The organism is Paraburkholderia sp. GAS333 (assembly GCF_050435665.1).
GTDB classification, from domain to species: Bacteria; Pseudomonadota; Gammaproteobacteria; order Burkholderiales; family Burkholderiaceae; genus Paraburkholderia; species Paraburkholderia fungorum_A.
This window is the reverse complement of the sequence record NZ_JBNDKS010000006.1, coordinates 496240-515305: the sequence shown is the minus strand read 5'-3', so window position 1 is coordinate 515305 and position 19066 is coordinate 496240. Positions and strand designations below refer to the sequence as shown.

Sequence of the window (19066 nt, the reverse complement as noted above, 5' to 3'; positions counted from 1 at the left end):
TTTGTGCCGCGAGGGCGGAGGAAGCAGCGGGATGCGTCAGCGACGCGGCATCGCGGGCTTTTTGCCGATTGCGATGGAAGCCTTCGACGGCTCGTGGCGTCGCTAATGGCGGCGGTCGCTTCCGCGCCGAATAGGAAAACGAGTGCCGAAAAGTACAGTCACACCGACAGAATGGCGAGTGAACCCGTCGTTACGAATTCACAGCGGCAAGCGCTCGCGACAAACCGACAGCACCAGCTGACGCAACCAGCGATGAACCGGATCGACCTCCAGACGCGGATGCCACATCTGCGACACGGTAATTTTTTCGGTTACCACGGGAAGCTCGAAGACGAATGTTGCGGCGCTCGCAGCATCGTCGTGAGATTCCGCCCGGTCGCCGAGAAAGGACGCGGGCACGAGTGCGATCAGATCCGAAGTGCGGGCCACCGCGAGCGCCGTGGGAAAGCTCGGAACCACGGCCACGATCGCTCGTTCGAGACCCAACGCAGCCAGCGCTTCGTCGACGGGGCCACTCATACGCCCCTGCCGCGACGCGACGACATGGCCGAACGCGACGTATCGCCCGACGCTCACTTCGCCGTCCAGTTCAAGCGGATGCCCCTTCCTGACGACGCCCACGAAGCGATCGCGAAATAGCGCCTGCACACGGACCTCGGGGCCCATTTCGCCCAGCACGCCAATCTCGAGATCGGCCGAACCGTCGCGCAAGTGCGTCGCGGTCTTGTCGGATTTCGGCGCAAACCGCAGGCAGACATGCGGTGCGACCGCCGTGGCCGCGGCGATCAGCGGCGAGCCGAGCGCTTCGACAAAACCGTCGTTGACACGAATCGTGAAGGTCCGCCGCAACGTCGAGAAATCGACTTGGGCCTGCGTTGGACGCAGCAACGCGCGGGCCTCATGAGCCGCATTTCGCGCGCGCTCGCGGATTTCCGCGGCATAGGGCGTCAATACCATCTGACGACCCGCGCGGACCAGCAACGGGTCGCCGGTGGCCGCACGCAGCCGCGCGAGCGTTCTGCTCATCGCGGATGCACTCAGCCCCAGGCGACGGGCAGCGCCCGCGACGCTACCGTCGGCGAGCAGCGTATCGAGCGCAATCAGCAGATTTAGGTCGGGTTCGGACATGCTTCGATCGTAACATCGCATCGCGTGACAAGGCGTTGGGTGCAAGTTATGAATGCATGTGTTGCGTCTTCCGCCATGTGCCGGGCGCGGATACATTGGACTGATCCGACGCGATCCAGCTTCGGTGATTGACAATGGACAGCTCACATGCAAACTCCGACTCAGCAGAAAACCGCGCTTCTCATCGGCGCATCGCGTGGTCTCGGACTGGCGATGACCGCCGAATATCTCAAACGCGGCTGGCGCGTGATCGCCACCGGCCGTCCCGACTCGCTGGACAAACTTCGGCAACTCGGCGGCGCGTTCGAAGTGGAAACCGTCGATATCACGATCCCGGCGCAAATCGCCGATTTACGCACCCGTCTCGCAGACCGGCAGATCGATCTGCTGTTCGTAAATGCCGGCGTGAAAAACGCCGATTGGGAAACTATCGCGGATGTCTCGACTGAAGAATTCGTCCGCGTGATGGTGACGAACTCGCTGAGTCCGATGAAGGTGATCGAAGCGCTTCAGCATCTCGTTCCAGCGACAGGAACGATTGGCGTGATGTCGTCGGGGCAGGGGAGTGTCACGAATAACGTCAACGGCAATTACGAGGTTTATCGGGGCAGCAAAGCGGCATTGAATATGTTCATGCGGAGCTTTGCCGCTCGCCACGCCGACGATACGCGAACCTTGTTGCTGATGGCGCCGGGTTGGGTGCGCACGGACATGGGCGGGCCTGACGCGCGGCTGACTATCGAGGAGAGTATTCCGAACCTGGTGAATACGATAAATGAGTACGACGGCCGCGCAGGACTGCATTATCTGGATTATCTCGGGAGAGTGGTTCCGTGGTGAGTGGCGGCGCGACTGGCAATCACCAATACAAGAGACCTGCGGGCGCGGTCCTCTGATCCACCCGCACGATGTCTTATCATATTGGCTCCACCACCTTGACGCCCACAAGGCAGATCGCGATGACCGACCACAGCAATCCGCTGTTACGAGACTGGCAAACCCGCTACGAACTGCCGCCGTTCGCGCAAATCCAGCCTGAACACTTCGCACCGGCTTTCGCCGAGCTGTTCATCGAGCACCTCGCGCAAATCGACGCGCTGGGCGCCAATCCCGACGCCCCCACTTTCGACAACACCGTCGCCGCGTTCGACGCCGCAGGCGCGAGGCTGGATCGCGTCCGGCTGACCTTCGAGAATCTGTGCTCGTCGGAGTCGCCGCCCGCGTTGCAGGCGGTGGAGCGTGAGATGTCGCCGCTACTCGCCGCACACGGTAGCAAGGTTTTCATGCACGCCGCTTTTTTCGCGAGGCTGCATGTTGTGCATGAGCAGGCGGCATCGCTCGAATTGAACGAAGAGCAACAGCGTCTGCTGTCGCGCGTGCATACCGATTTCGTGCGCCAGGGCGCGACGCTGCAAGGCGCCGCGCGCGAGCGCTTCGCGGCCATCGCGGAACAGCTTGCCGGGTTGTACACCCGCTTCTCGCAAAACGTTCTCGCCGACGAATCCAGCTATCAATTGCCGCTGACGACCGAGGCCGAGCTTGCCGGACTCCCCGATTTCGTGCGGCAGTCAGCGCGAAGCGCGGCTCAGGAACGCGGTGTCGATGGTTACGTGATCACGTTGTCGCGCTCGCTGGTGCAGCCGTTCCTGACCTGGTCCACGCGACGCGATTTGCGCGAAGCCGCGTGGCGCGCATGGACGAATCGCGGCACTGCGCCGGACCGGGACAATCGTCCGCTGGCGCATGAGATTCTCGTGCTGCGCTCGGAACAGGCGCGTTTGCTCGGTTACGACAACTACGCCGAGTACGCGCTGACCGACCGCATGGCGGCCACACCCGAGGCCGTGTACGCGCTGTTCGAGCAGGTCTGGGAGCCCGCCAAAGCGAGCGCCGCGCGGGAGCGCCAGGCGCTGGTCGCGCAAGCCGAGGCACTCGGCGAACCCACGGACATCGAACCGTGGGACTGGTACTACCTCGCCGAAAAAGTGCGCGTGGCGCGCTATGCGCTGGACGACGCCGAAGTGAAGCCGTACTTCAGTCTCGAGGCGATGCTGAACGCGATGTTCGATTGCGCTAACCGTCTGTTCGGCGTCCGCTTCGTCGAGCAGACAGGTGTGCCGCTCTATCACGCGGACGTGCGTCTGTGGGAAGTGCGGCGCGGCGACGAACTGGTCGGCGTATTCCTTGGAGACAACTACGCGCGTCCCAACAAGCAGGGCGGCGCGTGGATGAGCGTTTATCGCCGGCAAGCGCGTAACGGCGGCAAGGCGATTCCAGTCGTAGTCAACAACAATAATTTCGCGCGCGGCGGCGACGGCCCCACGTTGCTGAGTTTCGACGACGTGCGCACGCTGTTTCACGAATTCGGCCACGGTCTGCATGGCTTGTTGTCCGACGTGAATTATGGGCGGCTGTCGTGTACCAATGTGCCGCAAGACTACGTGGAACTGCCGTCGCAACTCATGGAGAACTGGGCCACCGTGCCGGAGGTTCTCGCTAAGCACGCGCGCCATGTGACGACCAACGCGGCGATTCCCGCCGTGCTGATCGATCGCATTCGGGCGTCGCAAACCTTTAATCAGGGATTCGAGACCGTGGCTTATGCGTCGTCGGTGCTGATCGACCTGGCGCTGCATTTGCAGAAAGACCCCGCCGATATCGACATCGCCCGTTTCGAGGAAGAAGAATGCGGGCGCCTCGGTGTGCCTCGCGAAGTGGGCATGCGTCATCGCTTGCCGCATTTCGGCCATATTTTCGGCGGCGATTATTATGCGGCGGGGTACTACGTCTACATGTGGGCGGAAGTACTAGAAGCCGAGGCGTTCGATGTCTTCGAGGAAGCGGGCGACGCATTCGATCCGGCGCTCGCCGGCAAGCTGCTGCATTACGTCTATAGCGCGGGCGACAGTCGTGAACAACGCACGGCGTTCCGGGCGTTTCTCGGACGCGATCCGCAAGCGGCGTCGATGTTGCGCAAACGGGGACTGCTGGCTGCGTAATGCGTGAACGGCGTGTAGTCGAACTAAGTTGAGTCTGTCTGATCGCGGCAGCGGTCAGACAGTGAAGCCGTACACGCCGAAGCCGAAAGTCTGAAGCAGCAAGACAACGTTTAGCACAACGATAATCACTGTCGCCACGATGGCGACGAAGTCCGTCACGCGACTGTTGACGAATTCGCCCATCAGGTCGCGGCGTCGTGTGAAGAGCACCAGCGCGATCATCGGAACAGGCAACGCGAACGACAGCACGACCTGGCTCAGCACCAGCGCCTGCGTCGCGTTCACGCCCAACGCCACCACGATGAACGCGGGCACCATCGTGACGAGCCGCCGCAACCACACGGGAATGCGAAAGCCGACGAAGCCCTGCATGATCATCTGGCCCGCCATGGTCCCGACGACGGAACTGGAAATGCCCGAGCTGATCAGCGAGATCAGGAAAATGGCGGCCGCGCCTGCGCCGAGCAGCGGCGTGAGCGTGTGATAGGCCGTTTCGATCTGCGCGACGTCGCTGTGACCCGCGTGGAACGCGGAGCTTGCCATGATGACCATGGCCATGTTCACGAGCCCGGCGATGGCGAGCGCGACCACGACTTCGCAGTTCGAAAAGCGCAGCAGCAGGCGACGCTCTCGCGTATCGCGTCCGGCAATGCGGCTTTGGGTCAGGCCGGAGTGAAGAAAGATGGCGTGCGGCATTACTGTTGCACCGACGATACCCACCGAGATGGTCAGCGCTTCGGCGTTGGGCATCGACGGAACGATGGCGTGGAAGCCTACCTGTGCCCATGCGACCGGCGCGATGAACATCTCCACGAGATAACAAAGACCGATGACACCGACGAGCGCACCGATCACGATTTCCATCGGACGGAAGCCGTTTTTCTCGAACAGCAGAATGCCGTAGGTTGCGGTGGCCGTGATCGTCATGCCGACCATCAGCGGCAGGTTGAAGAGCAGCGACAGCGCAATCGCGCCGCCCAGAAATTCGGCGAGATCGGTCGCCATCGCGGCGACTTCGCTGACGGCCCACATCAGGTAGACGACGGGGCGCGGAAACTGCTCGCGGCACAATTCCGCGAGGTTGCGGCCCGTTACGATTCCGAGTTTGGCGGACAACGCCTGAAACAGCATCGCAACCAGGTTCGCCAGCACCACCACCCACAGCAGCGAGTAGCCGAACCGCGCGCCGGCCTGGATGTTGGTCGCGAAATTGCCGGGGTCCATGTACGCAATCGACGCGATCACCGCCGGTCCCGCAAACAGCAGCATCGAGCGAATGCCGCCGCGCCGCTTGCCGGCGAGCACGTCCAGGATCGCCGTCGAGGTGCGTTCGGTGAGCGTGGTTCGGTTCGCCACCGTGTTCATCGAAGTCTCCGGGCTATGTTGGTCTTGTGCGATGGATGATGCGGGCAGCGTGAAGGGCGGTGTATCGACGGAAACATTCTGCATGGCGAATCATCTTGCCGGTAAGCGATCGCAAAACGACTCGCCCCGGCAAGAGAACCGTTGAGGCGCAAGCTTACTGGCTGCGAGCCGCCGCGTAGCGTCGCGCGACTTCCGGCCAGTTGACCACGTTGTAGAACGCCGCGATGTATTCGGGACGGCGATTCTGATACTTCAGGTAGTACGCGTGCTCCCACACATCGAGGCCGAGAATCGGCGTGTTGCCGGACATCGGGCCGGCCATCAACGGGCTGTCCTGATTGCCTGTGCTTTCGACCACCAGCTTGCCCTGCGCGTCGACGCTCAGCCATGCCCAGCCGCTGCCAAAACGTGTCAGCGCCGCTTTCGTGAAGGCATCCTTGAACGCGTCGAAACCGCCCAGATCGCTATCGATTGCCTGCCTGATCTCGCCAGTGGGATCGCCCCCGCCTTGCGGCGACATCACCTGCCAGAAAAGGCTGTGGTTCGCGTGTCCGCCGCCGTTGTTGCGTACCGCCGGTTGCAACCGCTCGGGCAGTGATTCGAGTTGCGCGACCAGCGCTTCGACCGGCAGATTCTGATAGTCGGTGCCATCCAGCGCCGCATTCAGATTGTTGACGTAGGTCTGATGGTGTTTCGAGTGGTGAATCTCCATCGTGCGGGTATCGATGTGCGGCTCGAGTGCGTCGACCGCATACGGCAGTTCGGGCAATACGTACGGCATGAGGCGGCTCCTTGCGGATTGTGAAGGATGGTCAGTGTCGGGTCGGGTTGTCTACGTTCATCGCCAGGCAGCCCGCGCGAAGCGCTCGCGTAATCAGCGGGTCGGCGCCGTGGCGGGACACGTGGCCGATCAGCGCCATGTGTGTTTCGCGGCTGTGACGGACGGCGGCCTGCTGAAGAGCGGGGTCGCGGCTGGCATCCAGGAGGAGCGCGATTAACGCTTCGTGGACGCGGCTTAGATGCTCGGCGGCAAGGTCCGGCTCGCCTTGACCGGCGTGCAGATCGGCGAGGTTATGACAGGAGACGACCAGCGCGGCTACGCAATCCTCGGCACGCCCTGGTGGAGGGCTGTCGATCAACTGGCGCGCGATTGAAAGCGCCCGTCGGTAACCGGCGAGCGCGAGCACGATCTGGCCTTCGCGTTCCGCGATGAGCGATTCGCGCGTGATGGATTCCCACAACGGCAGGCTCGGACTCGCCGAAGACGAGCCATCCTGGGTAAAGCGGTCAGTGTGCTGGTGCATGACGAAGGCTCCTGGTATGCACCCTTTGCGTGGGACTGAGCGCCTTCGTACTCGGGTTTGTGAATGATAACCATTATCATCTGGATTGGCTAGCATTGCGTGTTTAGAGCGCGTGGGTCTCCTGATCAATTACATTCGATAGATTGACCTGAACAATGGAGATCGTGATGAGCGGAAATTGGTTTTCGAAGTTTTCGAGCTACCTTTCCACGATGACGGGCAGGCCGGTCACCTTTGTCGCCGCCGCCGTGCTGGTGATTTTGTGGGCGGTCACCGGTCCGGTTTTTCACTACAGCGATACGTGGCAACTCGTGATCAACACGTCGACGACGATCGTCACGTTTCTCATGGTCTTCCTGATTCAGAACACGCAGAACCGCGACACCGCGGCGATGCAGATCAAGCTGGACGAACTGATTCGCGCGATGGCGGGCGCGCACAACGCGCTGCTCGATCTGGAAGAGCTTGAGGAGAAAGATTTGAGCCGCTTCCGCAAGCATTACGAAAAACTAGCGGATGAAGCACGCAAGGCGCTGCGCGCCGGCGGTAGCGATACGGATTCGCCGTTTGTCGATAACCGCGAAGGGAACGACTAGACGCAATAGGTTTGATCGAACCGCTATTGAAGTGGTCCGGCTGGCGTTTTTTTGCGAATGCTCACGAAAAAATCGACATCAGGCGCGACCATATGCCCGTGCGGTCTCGGCCGACCTGGGTGGCTGTATTCCTATCACCGTCGATTGGTGGGGGTTCTCCGCATTCCACCGAGTGCTTGAGCACGATGAGTTCAGGCGTGATGTGCGGGAGCAGGTACATGGTCGACCTCCGTCGTCTGGCAGTGAGATCGTTGACGCAAGAATAAGGCCATGAATCAGGCCTTATTCCAGCCTGTGTGCCACGCGTTTCAGGCCCATTCGGGTGCGCCAGCGCACCCGAATGAAACTATGGCACGGCAATCCGCGCTACGTCAGTGCGTCTGCCGCCGCACTTATCCGTTTTGCGAACAGGCAAAGCATTTCATACATCAACGTTGCGGCGACCAGCGCTGTATTGCCACTCGGATCGTACGGCGGCGAAACCTCGACGACGTCGCCGCCGACCCAGTTCAGACCGTCGAGTCCGCGCAGCAACGCCAGAGTTTCGCGCGTCGTGAGTCCACCGATTTCCGGCGTGCCTGTGCCCGGTGTGAACACCGGATCAAGTCCGTCGACATCGAGCGACAGATACACCGGCATATCGCCGACCACCCGCCGCGCTTCTTCAGCAATCGCGGCCGGTCCTAAGGCATCGAACTCTTCGATGAACACGACACGCATGCCGTTATCGAGCGAATAACGCCAGCCCTCGTCGGAATTCTGCGCACCGCGAATGCCGATCTGAATGGTGTGTTTCGGATCGAGCAAACCCGCTTCGACCGCCCGGCGGAACGGCGCACCATGCGTAAATTTCGACCCTTTGAAGCTGTCCCATGTATCGGTGTGCGCGTCAATATGGACCAGCGCGATGGGTTCTTTCGGCGCCATCGCCTGAAAGATCGGATAGGTGATCGAGTGATCGCCGCCCGCGCTCAACGCAATCTTGCCCGCCGCGAAAACGGGTTCGAAGAAGCGGCGAATGTCTTCGTGCGCACGTTCGAGATGATAGAGATCGGTGAACGGCACGTCGCCGATATCGCCGATCCGGCATGCGTCGAACGGATTGAAACGCGTCACGTGATGAGTCGAGCGCATCAGCGTCGACATGTTGCGAATCTCGCGCGGACCATAACGCGCGCCTGGCCGCGCAGTCACGCCGCCGTCGAACGGCACGCCCGCGAGAACGATGTCCAATGCGTTCAGGTCGGTACAGGGCGGCACACGCATGAAAGTCGGAATGCCGCTGAAACGCGGCAACTGCATCTGCGAGAGATCGGTGCCTGACACGTTGAAAGTCCTAGAAAGTAGGGGGCGTATTGATCCACAGCACGCGTGCGACGACCTTGCCCGGATTGCGATAACTGTGCGGGCGGCTACTCGGGAAGTAGAACGAGTCGCCGGTTTTCAGCAGATAGCGTTCGTCGTCGAGCGTCAGTTCGAGTTCGCCTTCGATCACATAGCCGAGTTCTTCGCCGAGGTGCGAAATCTGTTCGTCGCTGCTGGAATGCGGTTCGATGACGTGAATATCGCCTTGCAGCAGTTGACCCGGCGACGGCACGACGACGCGCTCCAGCATGATCGATCCGCGCTTGCCTTTGGTCGGAAAGCTGACCGAGGGCCGTTCGTTCGCGCGCTGCACCGGCGACGTGTTGATGTCCGGTCCGGAGACAAGCGCGGCGATATTGGTCGACAGTGCAAGCGCAAGCTTGTGCAATGTCGCGAGCGAAGGCGTTGCGTGACCGCCTTCCACTTTCGACAGCAGGCTTTCCGAACAGCCGGCCTGCTCGGCGAGCGCTTTCAGCGTCAGTTGACGCACCATCCGCGCATGTTTCAGGCGCACGCCGAGCGAGTCGGCCGGCGTGGCCTGCGATGGCGCGGCGGCAGGGCCGTGGCCGCTGCTCGTGGGGGAGGTTGTTTTTCTGGTGGCCACCGTAGCACTATCGGAAAGGTTGGGAGAGCGTCTGGCTGATTACGCGAGTACCGTGAACTCGACTTCGAGCGGGTTCAGCGCGTTGATCGGAATGATATCTTGCGGGCAGGCGGACATCACCACGACGCAATCCATCATTGCCTTGATGTCGACATGATCGCCCGCTTTCGATACCGGCGGCAGCCAGTCGATCGAGTAGTCGGACTTGATCGGAATGTTCATCCACAGATTGAAAGGTTGCGGCACTTCGCGCGCGCGCAGGCCGATCGCCTTCAGCGCGAGACGCATGTTGTCCGCGCAATTGTCGTGATAGCCCTCGACGCCGAGGTTCTTGTAGCGATACAGGTCGCACGCGGCGATCATCGTGTCGTGTACACCCGGCGACGTATCGACCACCAGCTCCGCAATCGGGCGGCGATGATTCGTCACGAGCGGATCGCCCGCCTGCGGAATCACCTTGTCGATAAACGCACGGGTATGTTCGAACGACAGGAATTCGTTCAGATGCTCCGCGTTAAAGATCCACGTATCGCAAACTTGCGTGCCATGCGGATTCGCAATGCGGATCGTCTGTCCGGCCTTCACGCGAACCGCGCGGCCACAGCGTGCGGGAACGGTGTAGGTCTTGCCCAGCTCCGGCGTACCGTCTGCGGAAATCGGTTCGTTCAGCGTCGCGTTCAGGCCGGTTTCGATGCCGTTGTCCTGCACGTGATCGTGCGAATGGTCGTGTGCGTGCGTGTGGGTGTGAAGCGTGCTCATCGTCAGTCCTTTATCAAGGTTCGTTGCAAAGCGTAGCCAGGCAGTGCGCAAGCGCGCGTGTGCCCAGCACGAGGTAATCGTCGTCGGTGTGTTCGAGCGGGTTGTGACTGATGCCGTCGCGGCTTGGCACGAACAGCATCGCGGTGGGACAGTGTTGGGCCAGATACATCGCGTCGTGGAAAGCGCCGGACGTCATCGTCATCGTCGGCGCATTCAGTGCTTCGGCGGCCTCGCTCAGGCGATCAAGCAACGCCGGTTCGAAGGCGACCGGCGCGTGGGAAAACATCGCCTCCAGTTTTGCGCGATGCCGCTGCGCGCACGAAGCGATCTGTTGATCGAAGGCGGCCAGAACGGCGTCATCAGGGTGACGGAAATCGACGGTGAACGTAACCGACGACGCAATCGTATTGATCGAATTCGGCGACACGTTCCAGCGGCCGAACGTGACGCGGGTGTTTTCCGCGCCGAGGGTTGTGGCGAACGCTTCGATCTCGGCGCGCACGTTGATCGCCAACGTCATCGCGTCGTGGCGTGCGTGCATTGGCGTGGTGCCTGCGTGCGCGGCGACGCCCTTGCATGTCACTGAATACCAGCGCACGCCCTGAATCCCGCGGACAATGCCGAGCGGAATATCCGCGATTTCGAGTTGCGGACCTTGCTCGATATGCAACTCGATGAACGCATGCGCGGCCAGCTTTTCATCGCGGGTTGCCAGCGCTGGAAATGCATGCTTATGTGCGGTCAACGCATCGGCAAGTGTGACGCCTTGCGCATCGCTCGCTAGCCGGTAAGCCTCGATCAACCCAGGTTCGACGAATGCGCTCGATCCCATCGCGCCCGGCTGAAAACGGGTGCCTTCCTCGTTGGTCCACACCACCACGTCGAGCGGACGGCGCGTACGAATACCTGCATCGTTGAGTGCTTCGATGCATTCGAGTCCTGCCAGCACGCCATAACAGCCGTCGAGCTTGCCGCCGCTCGGTTGCGTGTCGGCGTGGCTGCCGGTCATGACCGGCGGAAGGTTCTCCGTGCCGGCGCGGCGGATGAACAGGTTCGCGCAGTGGTCGGTGGTGACGGTGCAGCCGAGTGCGTGTGCGCGGTCGATCAGGTAGCGGCGCGCATCAAGGTCGCGCTCCGAGAGTGCGGGGCGATCCACGCCGCCGTCGGCACGCGCGCCGAAACTGGCGAGCGCTTCGACCGCGGTCAGCAATCGTGCGGGATCGACGTGAGCCGCTGTGGCGCTCGCTGCGTCGTCAATGAGATGAGCGCTCATGCGGGTCCCCGATCGGCTGTGACAATCAAAGCCGCTTCTGGCACGTTTAAACCGGTCGTGGTGGCGTTCGTGGCCCCGTTTGAGGTGGTAGGGGCAGGCGACAGGCTCCGATCGAACCACGGCTTCAAAAACTGCTGCAAACGAGGGGTGCGCGTGTTGCCGAACAGTTGCGCGGGCGGCCCGGCCTCGACAATCTGCCCGGCCTCCATGAACACCACCTTGTCGGAAATCTTGGCGGCGAAACTCATTTCGTGCGTGACCATGACCATCGTCATGCCGTCCTGCGCAAGCGAGCGGATCACGCTCAACACTTCTTCGACGAGCTCGGGGTCGAGCGCCGACGTCGGCTCGTCGAGCAGCATCACTTCAGGCTCGATAGCGAGCGCACGCGCAATTCCCACCCGCTGTTGCTGACCGCCGCTCAGGCGAGCCGGATACGCATCCGCCTTGTGTTCGAGGCCGACACGTTGCAACGCGGACAACGCGGCACGGCGCGCTTCGTCCTTGCCGATCTTCTTCGACAACACCAGCGGCGCGGCCACATTCGCCAGCACCGTCATATGCGGCCACAGATTGAACTGCTGGAACACCATTGCAACCGGTCGACGGACTTCGGCGAGGCTCGCCTCGCTGTCGCGATCGCGCTCGGTGCGGCCGCTCGATTTATAGCCGAGCAACTGGCCTTTGATCCACACTTCGCCTTCGTCGTACGCTTCGAGAAAATTCATGCAGCGCAGCGCGGTTGTTTTGCCGGAACCGGAAGGGCCGATCAGCGTGACGATCTCGCCGCGCATCACGTCGAGGTCGATGCCTTTGAGCACGCGAGTCGCGCCATAAGACTTGCCGACCGCTTTGAGTTGAAGAATGGGGAGTGCGCTCATGACGTCTTCTGCATAAAAGGAATCAACGCGGTGGCGCGCGCAGCGACGAGTGCGACGGCCTGGGTCAGCAGCCAGTAGCAGACGATCAGCATCGCGTACGGGCCGATATACGTGTAGGTGGACGCGACGATGTCGCTCGCGGTCATCGTTAGTTCGGGAACGGTGATGATCGACGCCACCGCACTTTCCTTTATCACGAGAATCACTTGATTGGCGAGCAGCGGCACAGCGAATGCGAATGCCTGGGGCAATTCGATCGAGCGAAAAGCGGCCCATCTGCCGATACCGAATGCGCGTGCAGCTTCAATCTGACCGTGGGGAATGCTCGACCAGCCCGCGCGGAAAATCTCCGCGAAATAGGCCGCTGCGTAGATCGACAGCGACACGACGGTGGCCTGCACGGCGGTCATCGTCAGCCCGAGTACCGGCAAGCCGAAATAGACGATCACCAGCTGCGACAGATACGGCATGCCGCGTATCAACCACACGTAGGTTTTGTACGGCGCGCTCAACGCCTTGCTGAAGCGCATCCGCAACGCGTTGAGCGCGAAGCCGCCGAGCATGCCGAGCAGCGCAGCAAGCAGGCTGACCTCGAGCGTCACGAGCATTGCGTCGGCAAAGCGCGGTATGAGAGAGAAAAATGCGTTCATAAGAATCGGCCGGTCCCTGTATCTTGTTTCGCGGATCAGACGCGCTTCGCAAGACGGCGCTCGTAGCCGTGCGCGGCGACAGAAAGCAGTGTCGTGATAGCCAGATAAAAGCACGCAGCGAGCGTATAGACTTCGAGCGGCCGGTAACTTGACGACGCCAACTGTTGACCCACGCGCATCAGATCCGTGACGGCGATCACCGAAATCACCGCCGACGCCTTCACGATATCGATCATCTCGGACACTAGCGCAGGCAGCGTCACGGCAACCACTTGCGGGACTTCGATATGCCACAGCGTCTGACGTCGCGTGAGATTGAAGGTGCTGGCCGCTTCGATCTGGCCGCGCGGAATCGAACGGAAACCGGCGCCCAGAATCTGCGATTGATAAGCCGCGGTGTTCAACGACAAGCCGATGGCCGCGGCCACCACGCCCGGCAGCGTGATGCCGATTGCCGACGGCACGTAATAGAACACCAGCAACTGCGCGAGCACCGGTGTGCCACGAAACACGCTGACATAGACCCGCGCCGTGCGCGACATCAGCGCGCTATGGCTGACCGACATCGTGTAGATGAAGATGCCGGCGAAGAAGCCGCACAGCACCGCCACCGCCGATAGCCACAGCGTGGTCAATGCGCCGTCCAGTAACTGCGGCAGATAGCCGAGGCAGCGGGTCAGAAGATCAGGCGTGTTCATGTCGTCTCGATGATCGGATGGGGGAGGTGATGCTTACATCGTCGGCGCGGGCAGAGCGTCGGCGGGCACGTCCATCGTCGAGCCGAACCATTTCTCCTGAAGCTTCTTCATCGTGCCGTCCTTGTTTGCGCGCGCAATGCCGTCGCTGAACAGTTTGGCGAGTGTGGCGCTGTCCGCGTCCTTGCGCACGACCCACGCGAAATAGCTCTTCGGGCCGATGGTTTGCGGCATCACCATGAATACGCCGGGGCGGGCTTTCATCAGCGGTCCGAGATTCGCGACCGATTGCGCGACCGCGTCGAGACGGCCTACCGCGAGATCCGCGTAGGCTTCGTCGAACGCGACGTATTGCTTGATCTGCTTGAGACCGGGGCCGCCGGCGTCCTTCAGTTTCTTGTCGAGTGCGACGAGTGCCTGCAGTTGCGCGGAGCCGGTTTGCGAACCGACGATCTTGCCGTTCAGGTCGTCCGGGGTCTTGATTGCGGTCTCGTTGGTGCGCAACAGGACGCCGGTGGTGGCGTCGGCAACAGGCAACGTGAACGCGAAATGACTCGCGCGATCCTTGTTGACCGTGACGGCAGTGACGACGATGTCGAAACGTTTTGCATCGAGGCCTGGCAGCAAGCCCTGGAACGGCAGGTCGAGTTGCTTGACCTTCACGTCGGGCAACGACTTCAGCACGTACTGCATCAGATCTGCGTCATAGCCGACGATCTTGCCGTTGTCGACGTATTCGAACGGCGCATAGCGCGCCTCGGTGGCGATGGTGATTTCCTTGTTGGTCTTGACGCGCGACAGTAAGTCGTTGTCCTGCGCCCAACCCGGGACCGATGCGCAAAACGCGAGTGCGCCGGTCAATGACAGTACCAGAGTGCGGAAAGGCTTATGCATGTTGCTCCCGTGCAGTTCGATGCTGTTGAAATGAGTGTGAATTAAATTCAAGTGACTTGAATGATGTTCGCTATGCATGAAGTGTGCCAGTCGGTCGGGCCTGATTTAACCGCTGTCCGTACGCTGAGAAGTGCACCGTGAGAGTGAAACGGGAGTGCGGCGCGCACCCTGGGAGTGCCTGAAGCACAACGTTGGGTGGCATGAGATGCGGGCATCGCTTTTAGATGGATACGTGCAGTTCGGAGATCACGGGCGCATCGGATCGACGGTGTGACGTTACGTCGCAACTAACCAGTTGGTACATTTATAAAGTCGTATAAGCAGTAAAAACGCTAGAAAAAGCGCGGTTTGGTCGATAAGTCTTATCTGGATAACGTTCTGGAAGGTTAATTTGCTGACCGTTATGTCCAGTAATATACGGCGCTCTTTCGTCACAGTTGGACCGCCATGTCGCCGCCTATCACGCGGAACACGCTTGCCGATGCCGATCCGCGCGCTGCATCGCATGAATCTGGCGCATCGAAAAAACGCCCTCGCGCGCTGCCTGCCGCCTTCGTTTTTCTCGTGGCCGCCGCGTTGGTGTCGCTGTGCGCCGGTCGCTACCCGGTTTCAATCGCCGACATATTCGCGACCTTCACCGCGCGTCTGCATTTGCATGCGCCTCCTGAACACGCTGCGCTGCTGAACGCGGTCGTTGTTGATACGCGCCTGCCGCGCGTGTTGTGCGCGGCGCTAGTTGGCGCGGCGCTGTCCACTGCGGGCGCTACGTATCAGGCGGTATTTCGCAATCCGCTGGTGTCGCCGGGCTTGCTCGGCGTGCTGAGCGGGTCGGCATTCGGCGCGGCGCTCGGCCTCGTGCTCGGCGCGCACGGCGCGTCGGTGCAGATGTTCGCGTTTGTCGGCGGAACGCTGTCGGTGACGATGGGACTCGGCATCGCGCGGATGCTGGGCGGTGGTGGCGTGCTGATGCTCGTACTTGGCGGACTCGTCAGCAATGCGCTGTTCTCTTCGCTTCTGTCGCTGATCAAATACGTCGCCGATCCGCTCAATCAATTGCCTGCGATCGTCTACTGGTTGCTCGGCAGTCTCGCGCAAAGCGGCTGGGCCGATCTTGCCCGGCTCGCGTTGCCGCTCGCGGCGGGCATCGCGCTGCTGTGCGTATTTGCGCCGCTACTCGACGCCTTGACCTTGAGCGACGACGAAGCGCGCAGTCTCGGTGTGCCGGTCGGCGCGATCCGGCTCGGCGTGATTGTCGTCGCTACGCTGATATCCGCGCTGACGGTGTCGCTCGCGGGCGTGATCGGGTGGGTCGGCTTGCTGGTGCCGCACATCGCGCGCGCGATTGTCGGCGCGTCGAACCGGCGCGTGCTGCCGTTGAGCGCGGCGCTCGGCGCGGCCGGTCTGATTCTCGCGGATACGTGCGCGCGCAGCGTATCGGCGGGAGAGATTCCGCTAGGCATCGTCACCGAACTATTCGGCGCGCTGGCCTTCGTGTTCGTGTTGCGGCGGCTGCGGCAAGGGGGACTTGAATGAACGCCACCCTTGCTTGTCGCGACATCGTATATCGACGCTCGCATGCACTGATACTCGACGGCGTGAGCCTGTCGGTTCAGACGGGAGAGATCGTGTCGCTGCTCGGCGTGAATGGAGCGGGCAAGAGCACGTTGCTGCGCATCCTGCTCGGACTGTTGTCCGCCGAATCGGGAACTGTCGTGCTCAATGGCACGCCGATTTCGAAGCAGCGGCGCCAAGCCATCGCGCGATGCGTCGCTTACGTGCCGCAACTCCACGTCGCACATTTTCCGTACACGGTCTCGCAGATCGTGGCGCTCGGACGCGTGCCGCATCTCGGCTTGGGCCGCACATTGTGCTCCGCCGACCATGCCGCTATCGACGCCGCATTGGCACGCCTCGACATCGCGCATCTCGCCGCGCGCAATTACATGGCGCTGTCCGGCGGCGAGCGGCAGCGCGTGCTGCTCGCGCGCGCACTCGCGCAACAAGCACGAATTCTCGTGATGGACGAACCGTTGACCGGTCTCGACTACGGCCATCAGTTGCGCATGTTGTCGCTGCTTGCCGCACTCGCTGCGGAGGGCTACGCAATTCTGAACACGACCCATCGTCCCGAAGACGCGTTTCATGGCGCGACGCGCGCGGTGTTGCTCGAACGCGGCCGCGTCATCGCCGATGGTGCACCGCGCGACGTGATCGACGCACGTGCAATCGGCAAACTGTACGACGTCGCCGTGGATCAACTCGATGTCGAGCGATACCGCTTCTTCGTTCCGGGGCATGCCGACACAGCTGCACCGACATCTTCTCTCTCTTCTCCCGAACCTCCCCCGTGCTAATGAATCTCAAACGCCGCGCCATCGACCGGGCGCTCGCCGCCGTGTCGCTTGTCATCATGTCCGGCCATGCGTTCGCGCAAGCCGCGCCGGTTGCATCTAGCGATGCTGTCGCCGCGAACGCTTCCGAACCGGCCACAAAAAGCGCAGCCGCCACAACGGTGCTTCCGACGGTGGCCGTCAGTGCCGCGCCGTCTACGGCATCCACATCCGACAGCCTGCGCGTCGATAACGCGACGTTAGGTCCGCTGGGCAAACTCGACCGGCTCGACACGCCGTACACGATCAACGTCGTGCCGCAACATCTGATCCAGAATCAGCAACTGAAAAGCGTCGCCGATGCGTTGCGCTATCTGCCCGAAGCGCAAGGCGACGGCGCGCGTCCGCAGACGCGCGGGATTCAGGGCAGCGTCGTGCAGAACAGCCGCATCGACGGACTCAACGTGGTGTCGACGACCGACTATCCGCTCGAAGAGTTCGACCGCATCGAAGTGCTCGACGGTCTCGCCGGATCCTTATACGGGCCGGCGAATCCGGCCGGTACGTTCAACTACGTCCAGAAGCGTCCAACCGATGACCGGCTGATGCGCTTCACGCTCGGCTATAGCACGCAGAGCCGCTTTCTGCGCGGCGTCGATCTGTCGGATCGCGTCGGGCCGTCGAAAGCGATTGGCTACCGCCTCACACTGCTCGACGAAACCGGCACCGGCTATACGGATCACAGCTCGGTGCGTCGTCAGCTAGGCAGTCTCGCGCTCGATTTTCATCTGTCGCCGGACACAGTGATTGAAACCAACTTCAGCCACTATCACTATGTGACGAAGGGCTTTCCCGCGACGTTTGCACTGGCGAGCGGGGTCCATTTCCCGGCTGCGCTCGATCCGACCAACTCTGCATATGGCTTGCAAAACGCAGGTAACGACGACACCACCGACACCGGTTCGATTCGCGTGCGTCACGACTTCTCACCGGACTGGCACTTGACTGCCGCCGTGTTGCGACAGATCGCAGATCGTGAGTCGACCGCGCCGACCAACACGCTGACCAGCAACGCGGGCGCTTACACGACGACGATCGGCACGGCGACTGCGAGCCGCTTCACGATCACGAGCAACCTGCTGTACCTGAATGGACACGTTAAAATCGGTTCTATCGATCACGCAATCAGCCTTGGTACAAGCGGTTTTACGTGGGACAACTTCAATCCGGTGGCGGGCGCGACGACGACACTCGGCACGGGCAATCTGTCGAATCCGCAATCGTTCGATCTGACCGGCGTGCCTGACTTCACGCATCGCTATCAATCGGCGCAGAGCACGCAGCAATCGTTCATGGCGGGCGACGACATCACGTTTTCGCCGTATTGGTCCGTGCTGCTGACCGGCAGCCAAAGCTGGCTGTCGACGCACAACTACAGCGTGAAAGGCGTACAGACCAGCGAATCGGCGGATCAGGGTTTGTCGGGCGCGGCGAGTCTCGTGTTCAGACCGAGTGACAATCAGAGCGTGTACGTCACCTATGCAGACAGCCTCCAGCAAGGCGACACTGCGCCGACCGGATCGACCAACGCGGGCAACATTCTCGCGCCGTATCGCAGCAAGCAGTGGGAGGTGGGCTACAAGCTCGCGCTGGGCGGTGTGAATGCGTCGGTGGCGGCATTCCGCATCACCCGTCCTTATGCGTACACGCTCGCGGACGGCACCTACGGTACGGCTGGCGAGCAACGCAATCGCGGCATCGAACTGATGATGGATGGCGAGGTAACGCGCGATCTCTCACTATTCGGCGGCGTGACCTGGCTCGACCCGCGTCTGTTCGATACCGGCTCTGCGTCGACGGAAGGCAAGCGCATTGTCGGCCTGCCGGAGTTCGCGCTGAATCTGCTCGCCGAATATAAAGTGCCACAAGTGCCGGGTCTTTTCACCGACTTCAACGCGCATTTCATCGGCTCGCGTCCCACCGATAACGCCGACGTCTACTCGGTCGGCTCGTATGCGACCTTCGATGTCGGCGTCGGTTATCTGACGAAGATCTACCATCGCGCGGTCACGTTCCGTCTCGCTGTCGACAATCTGACCAATCGCAGTTACTGGACCAACATCGTGCCGGGCGGCCTGAATGGCTACACGGGCGCGGGTAACGCGAGCGCGTCGCTTGGCGCGCCGCGCACGGTGTCGGCGTCGGTGCAATTCGATCTGTGAG

Annotated in this window: 18 protein-coding genes; 6 read left to right on the top strand and 12 right to left on the bottom strand. The window is 61.6% G+C overall.

Features of this window, described 5'->3' with window-relative positions; all coding sequences use genetic code 11:
- Positions 1–198: 198 nt before the first annotated feature.
- Complete coding sequence (locus ABH945_RS29540) at positions 199–1128, bottom strand: LysR family transcriptional regulator (RefSeq protein ID WP_429252968.1); 930 nt, start codon at positions 1126–1128, stop codon at positions 199–201.
- 147 nt (positions 1129–1275) lie between these two features.
- Here ABH945_RS29540 and ABH945_RS29535 point away from each other — a divergent pair, with 147 nt between their 5' ends.
- Both ABH945_RS29535 and ABH945_RS29530 read left to right on the top strand, forming a co-directional pair.
- The gene (locus tag ABH945_RS29535) at positions 1276–1968 is read left to right on the top strand and encodes an SDR family NAD(P)-dependent oxidoreductase (RefSeq protein WP_429252967.1); all 693 of its coding nucleotides are present in this window, start codon (positions 1276–1278) and stop codon (positions 1966–1968) included.
- A gap of 119 nt (positions 1969–2087) precedes the next feature.
- Positions 2088–4127, top strand: coding sequence for a M3 family metallopeptidase (locus ABH945_RS29530; RefSeq protein ID WP_429252966.1), 2040 nt, complete (start codon positions 2088–2090; stop codon positions 4125–4127).
- A 54-nt stretch (positions 4128–4181) separates the two neighbouring features.
- Here ABH945_RS29530 and ABH945_RS29525 read toward each other — a convergent pair whose 3' ends face one another.
- The 3 genes from ABH945_RS29525 to ABH945_RS29515 form a co-directional block, all read right to left on the bottom strand.
- On the bottom strand, positions 4182–5492 hold the full coding sequence (locus tag ABH945_RS29525; protein WP_429252991.1) for an Nramp family divalent metal transporter: 1311 nt from the start codon (positions 5490–5492) through the stop codon (positions 4182–4184).
- A gap of 154 nt (positions 5493–5646) precedes the next feature.
- Positions 5647–6273 (bottom strand): superoxide dismutase, encoded by a 627-nt coding sequence (locus ABH945_RS29520; protein WP_429252965.1) that lies wholly within the window; start codon positions 6271–6273, stop codon positions 5647–5649.
- Positions 6274–6304: 31 nt separating this feature from the next.
- On the bottom strand, positions 6305–6796 hold the full coding sequence (locus ABH945_RS29515) for a DUF2753 family protein (protein WP_429252964.1): 492 nt from the start codon (positions 6794–6796) through the stop codon (positions 6305–6307).
- 167 nt (positions 6797–6963) lie between these two features.
- Here ABH945_RS29515 and ABH945_RS29510 point away from each other — a divergent pair, with 167 nt between their 5' ends.
- Positions 6964–7392 (top strand): low affinity iron permease family protein, encoded by a 429-nt coding sequence (locus ABH945_RS29510; RefSeq protein ID WP_429252963.1) that lies wholly within the window; start codon positions 6964–6966, stop codon positions 7390–7392.
- A gap of 366 nt (positions 7393–7758) precedes the next feature.
- Here the strand turns inward: ABH945_RS29510 and speB are convergent, their stop codons facing one another.
- The 8 genes from speB to ABH945_RS29470 all read right to left on the bottom strand — a co-directional run bounded on the left by speB (position 7759) and on the right by ABH945_RS29470 (position 14513).
- Positions 7759–8718 carry an agmatinase gene (gene speB, locus ABH945_RS29505; RefSeq protein WP_429252962.1) on the bottom strand — a complete coding sequence of 320 codons (960 nt, stop codon included), beginning with the start codon at positions 8716–8718 and terminating at the stop codon, positions 7759–7761.
- Between the two features lie 10 nt (positions 8719–8728).
- The gene (locus ABH945_RS29500) at positions 8729–9250 is read right to left on the bottom strand and encodes a helix-turn-helix domain-containing protein (RefSeq protein ID WP_253189896.1); all 522 of its coding nucleotides are present in this window, start codon (positions 9248–9250) and stop codon (positions 8729–8731) included.
- A gap of 150 nt (positions 9251–9400) precedes the next feature.
- On the bottom strand, positions 9401–10120 hold the full coding sequence (locus ABH945_RS29495) for a DUF1989 domain-containing protein (protein ID WP_429252961.1): 720 nt from the start codon (positions 10118–10120) through the stop codon (positions 9401–9403).
- Between the two features lie 13 nt (positions 10121–10133).
- Positions 10134–11393: a M20 family metallo-hydrolase gene (locus tag ABH945_RS29490; RefSeq protein ID WP_429252960.1), complete on the bottom strand. Its 1260-nt coding sequence runs from the start codon at positions 11391–11393 to the stop codon at positions 10134–10136.
- Entirely contained in the window at positions 11390–12274 is an 885-nt protein-coding gene (locus tag ABH945_RS29485) for an amino acid ABC transporter ATP-binding protein (RefSeq protein WP_083380181.1), read from the bottom strand. The genes ABH945_RS29490 and ABH945_RS29485 overlap by 4 nt, the downstream gene beginning before the upstream one ends.
- On the bottom strand, positions 12271–12924 hold the full coding sequence (locus tag ABH945_RS29480; protein ID WP_074771587.1) for an amino acid ABC transporter permease: 654 nt from the start codon (positions 12922–12924) through the stop codon (positions 12271–12273). The genes ABH945_RS29485 and ABH945_RS29480 overlap by 4 nt, the downstream gene beginning before the upstream one ends.
- Before the next feature lie 35 nt (positions 12925–12959).
- Positions 12960–13622, bottom strand: a complete 663-nt coding sequence (locus ABH945_RS29475; protein WP_429252959.1) for an amino acid ABC transporter permease — start codon at positions 13620–13622, stop codon at positions 12960–12962.
- Positions 13623–13655: 33 nt separating this feature from the next.
- Positions 13656–14513: a transporter substrate-binding domain-containing protein gene (locus ABH945_RS29470; protein ID WP_074771585.1), complete on the bottom strand. Its 858-nt coding sequence runs from the start codon at positions 14511–14513 to the stop codon at positions 13656–13658.
- Between the two features lie 447 nt (positions 14514–14960).
- Between ABH945_RS29470 and ABH945_RS29465 the strand changes: the two genes are divergently transcribed.
- Genes ABH945_RS29465 through ABH945_RS29455 form a run of 3 tightly spaced genes read left to right on the top strand, consistent with a single transcriptional unit; the run spans position 14961 to position 19065 of the window.
- Positions 14961–16046 (top strand): FecCD family ABC transporter permease, encoded by a 1086-nt coding sequence (locus ABH945_RS29465; protein ID WP_429252958.1) that lies wholly within the window; start codon positions 14961–14963, stop codon positions 16044–16046.
- Positions 16043–16867 carry an ABC transporter ATP-binding protein gene (locus tag ABH945_RS29460; protein ID WP_429252957.1) on the top strand — a complete coding sequence of 275 codons (825 nt, stop codon included), beginning with the start codon at positions 16043–16045 and terminating at the stop codon, positions 16865–16867. Before ABH945_RS29465 ends, ABH945_RS29460 begins: the two co-directional genes overlap by 4 nt.
- On the top strand, positions 16867–19065 hold the full coding sequence (locus ABH945_RS29455) for a TonB-dependent receptor (protein ID WP_429252956.1): 2199 nt from the start codon (positions 16867–16869) through the stop codon (positions 19063–19065). Before ABH945_RS29460 ends, ABH945_RS29455 begins: the two co-directional genes overlap by 1 nt.
- Position 19066: the final 1 nt, after the last annotated feature.

Coding starts and splice junctions, on each gene's coding strand:
- ABH945_RS29540 (WP_429252968.1), bottom strand. CDS start 1,128: ATGTCCGAACCCGACCTAAATCTGCTGATTGCGCTCGATACGCTGCTC.
- ABH945_RS29535 (WP_429252967.1), top strand. CDS start 1,276: ATGCAAACTCCGACTCAGCAGAAAACCGCGCTTCTCATCGGCGCATCG.
- ABH945_RS29530 (WP_429252966.1), top strand. CDS start 2,088: ATGACCGACCACAGCAATCCGCTGTTACGAGACTGGCAAACCCGCTAC.
- ABH945_RS29525 (WP_429252991.1), bottom strand. CDS start 5,492: ATGAACACGGTGGCGAACCGAACCACGCTCACCGAACGCACCTCGACG.
- ABH945_RS29520 (WP_429252965.1), bottom strand. CDS start 6,273: ATGCCGTACGTATTGCCCGAACTGCCGTATGCGGTCGACGCACTCGAG.
- ABH945_RS29515 (WP_429252964.1), bottom strand. CDS start 6,796: ATGCACCAGCACACTGACCGCTTTACCCAGGATGGCTCGTCTTCGGCG.
- ABH945_RS29510 (WP_429252963.1), top strand. CDS start 6,964: ATGAGCGGAAATTGGTTTTCGAAGTTTTCGAGCTACCTTTCCACGATG.
- ABH945_RS29500 (WP_253189896.1), bottom strand. CDS start 9,250: ATGGTGCGTCAACTGACGCTGAAAGCGCTCGCCGAGCAGGCCGGCTGT.
- ABH945_RS29495 (WP_429252961.1), bottom strand. CDS start 10,120: ATGAGCACGCTTCACACCCACACGCACGCACACGACCATTCGCACGAT.
- ABH945_RS29490 (WP_429252960.1), bottom strand. CDS start 11,393: ATGAGCGCTCATCTCATTGACGACGCAGCGAGCGCCACAGCGGCTCAC.
- ABH945_RS29485 (WP_083380181.1), bottom strand. CDS start 12,274: ATGAGCGCACTCCCCATTCTTCAACTCAAAGCGGTCGGCAAGTCTTAT.
- ABH945_RS29480 (WP_074771587.1), bottom strand. CDS start 12,924: ATGAACGCATTTTTCTCTCTCATACCGCGCTTTGCCGACGCAATGCTC.
- ABH945_RS29475 (WP_429252959.1), bottom strand. CDS start 13,622: ATGAACACGCCTGATCTTCTGACCCGCTGCCTCGGCTATCTGCCGCAG.
- ABH945_RS29470 (WP_074771585.1), bottom strand. CDS start 14,513: ATGCATAAGCCTTTCCGCACTCTGGTACTGTCATTGACCGGCGCACTC.
- ABH945_RS29465 (WP_429252958.1), top strand. CDS start 14,961: ATGTCGCCGCCTATCACGCGGAACACGCTTGCCGATGCCGATCCGCGC.
- ABH945_RS29460 (WP_429252957.1), top strand. CDS start 16,043: ATGAACGCCACCCTTGCTTGTCGCGACATCGTATATCGACGCTCGCAT.
- ABH945_RS29455 (WP_429252956.1), top strand. CDS start 16,867: ATGAATCTCAAACGCCGCGCCATCGACCGGGCGCTCGCCGCCGTGTCG.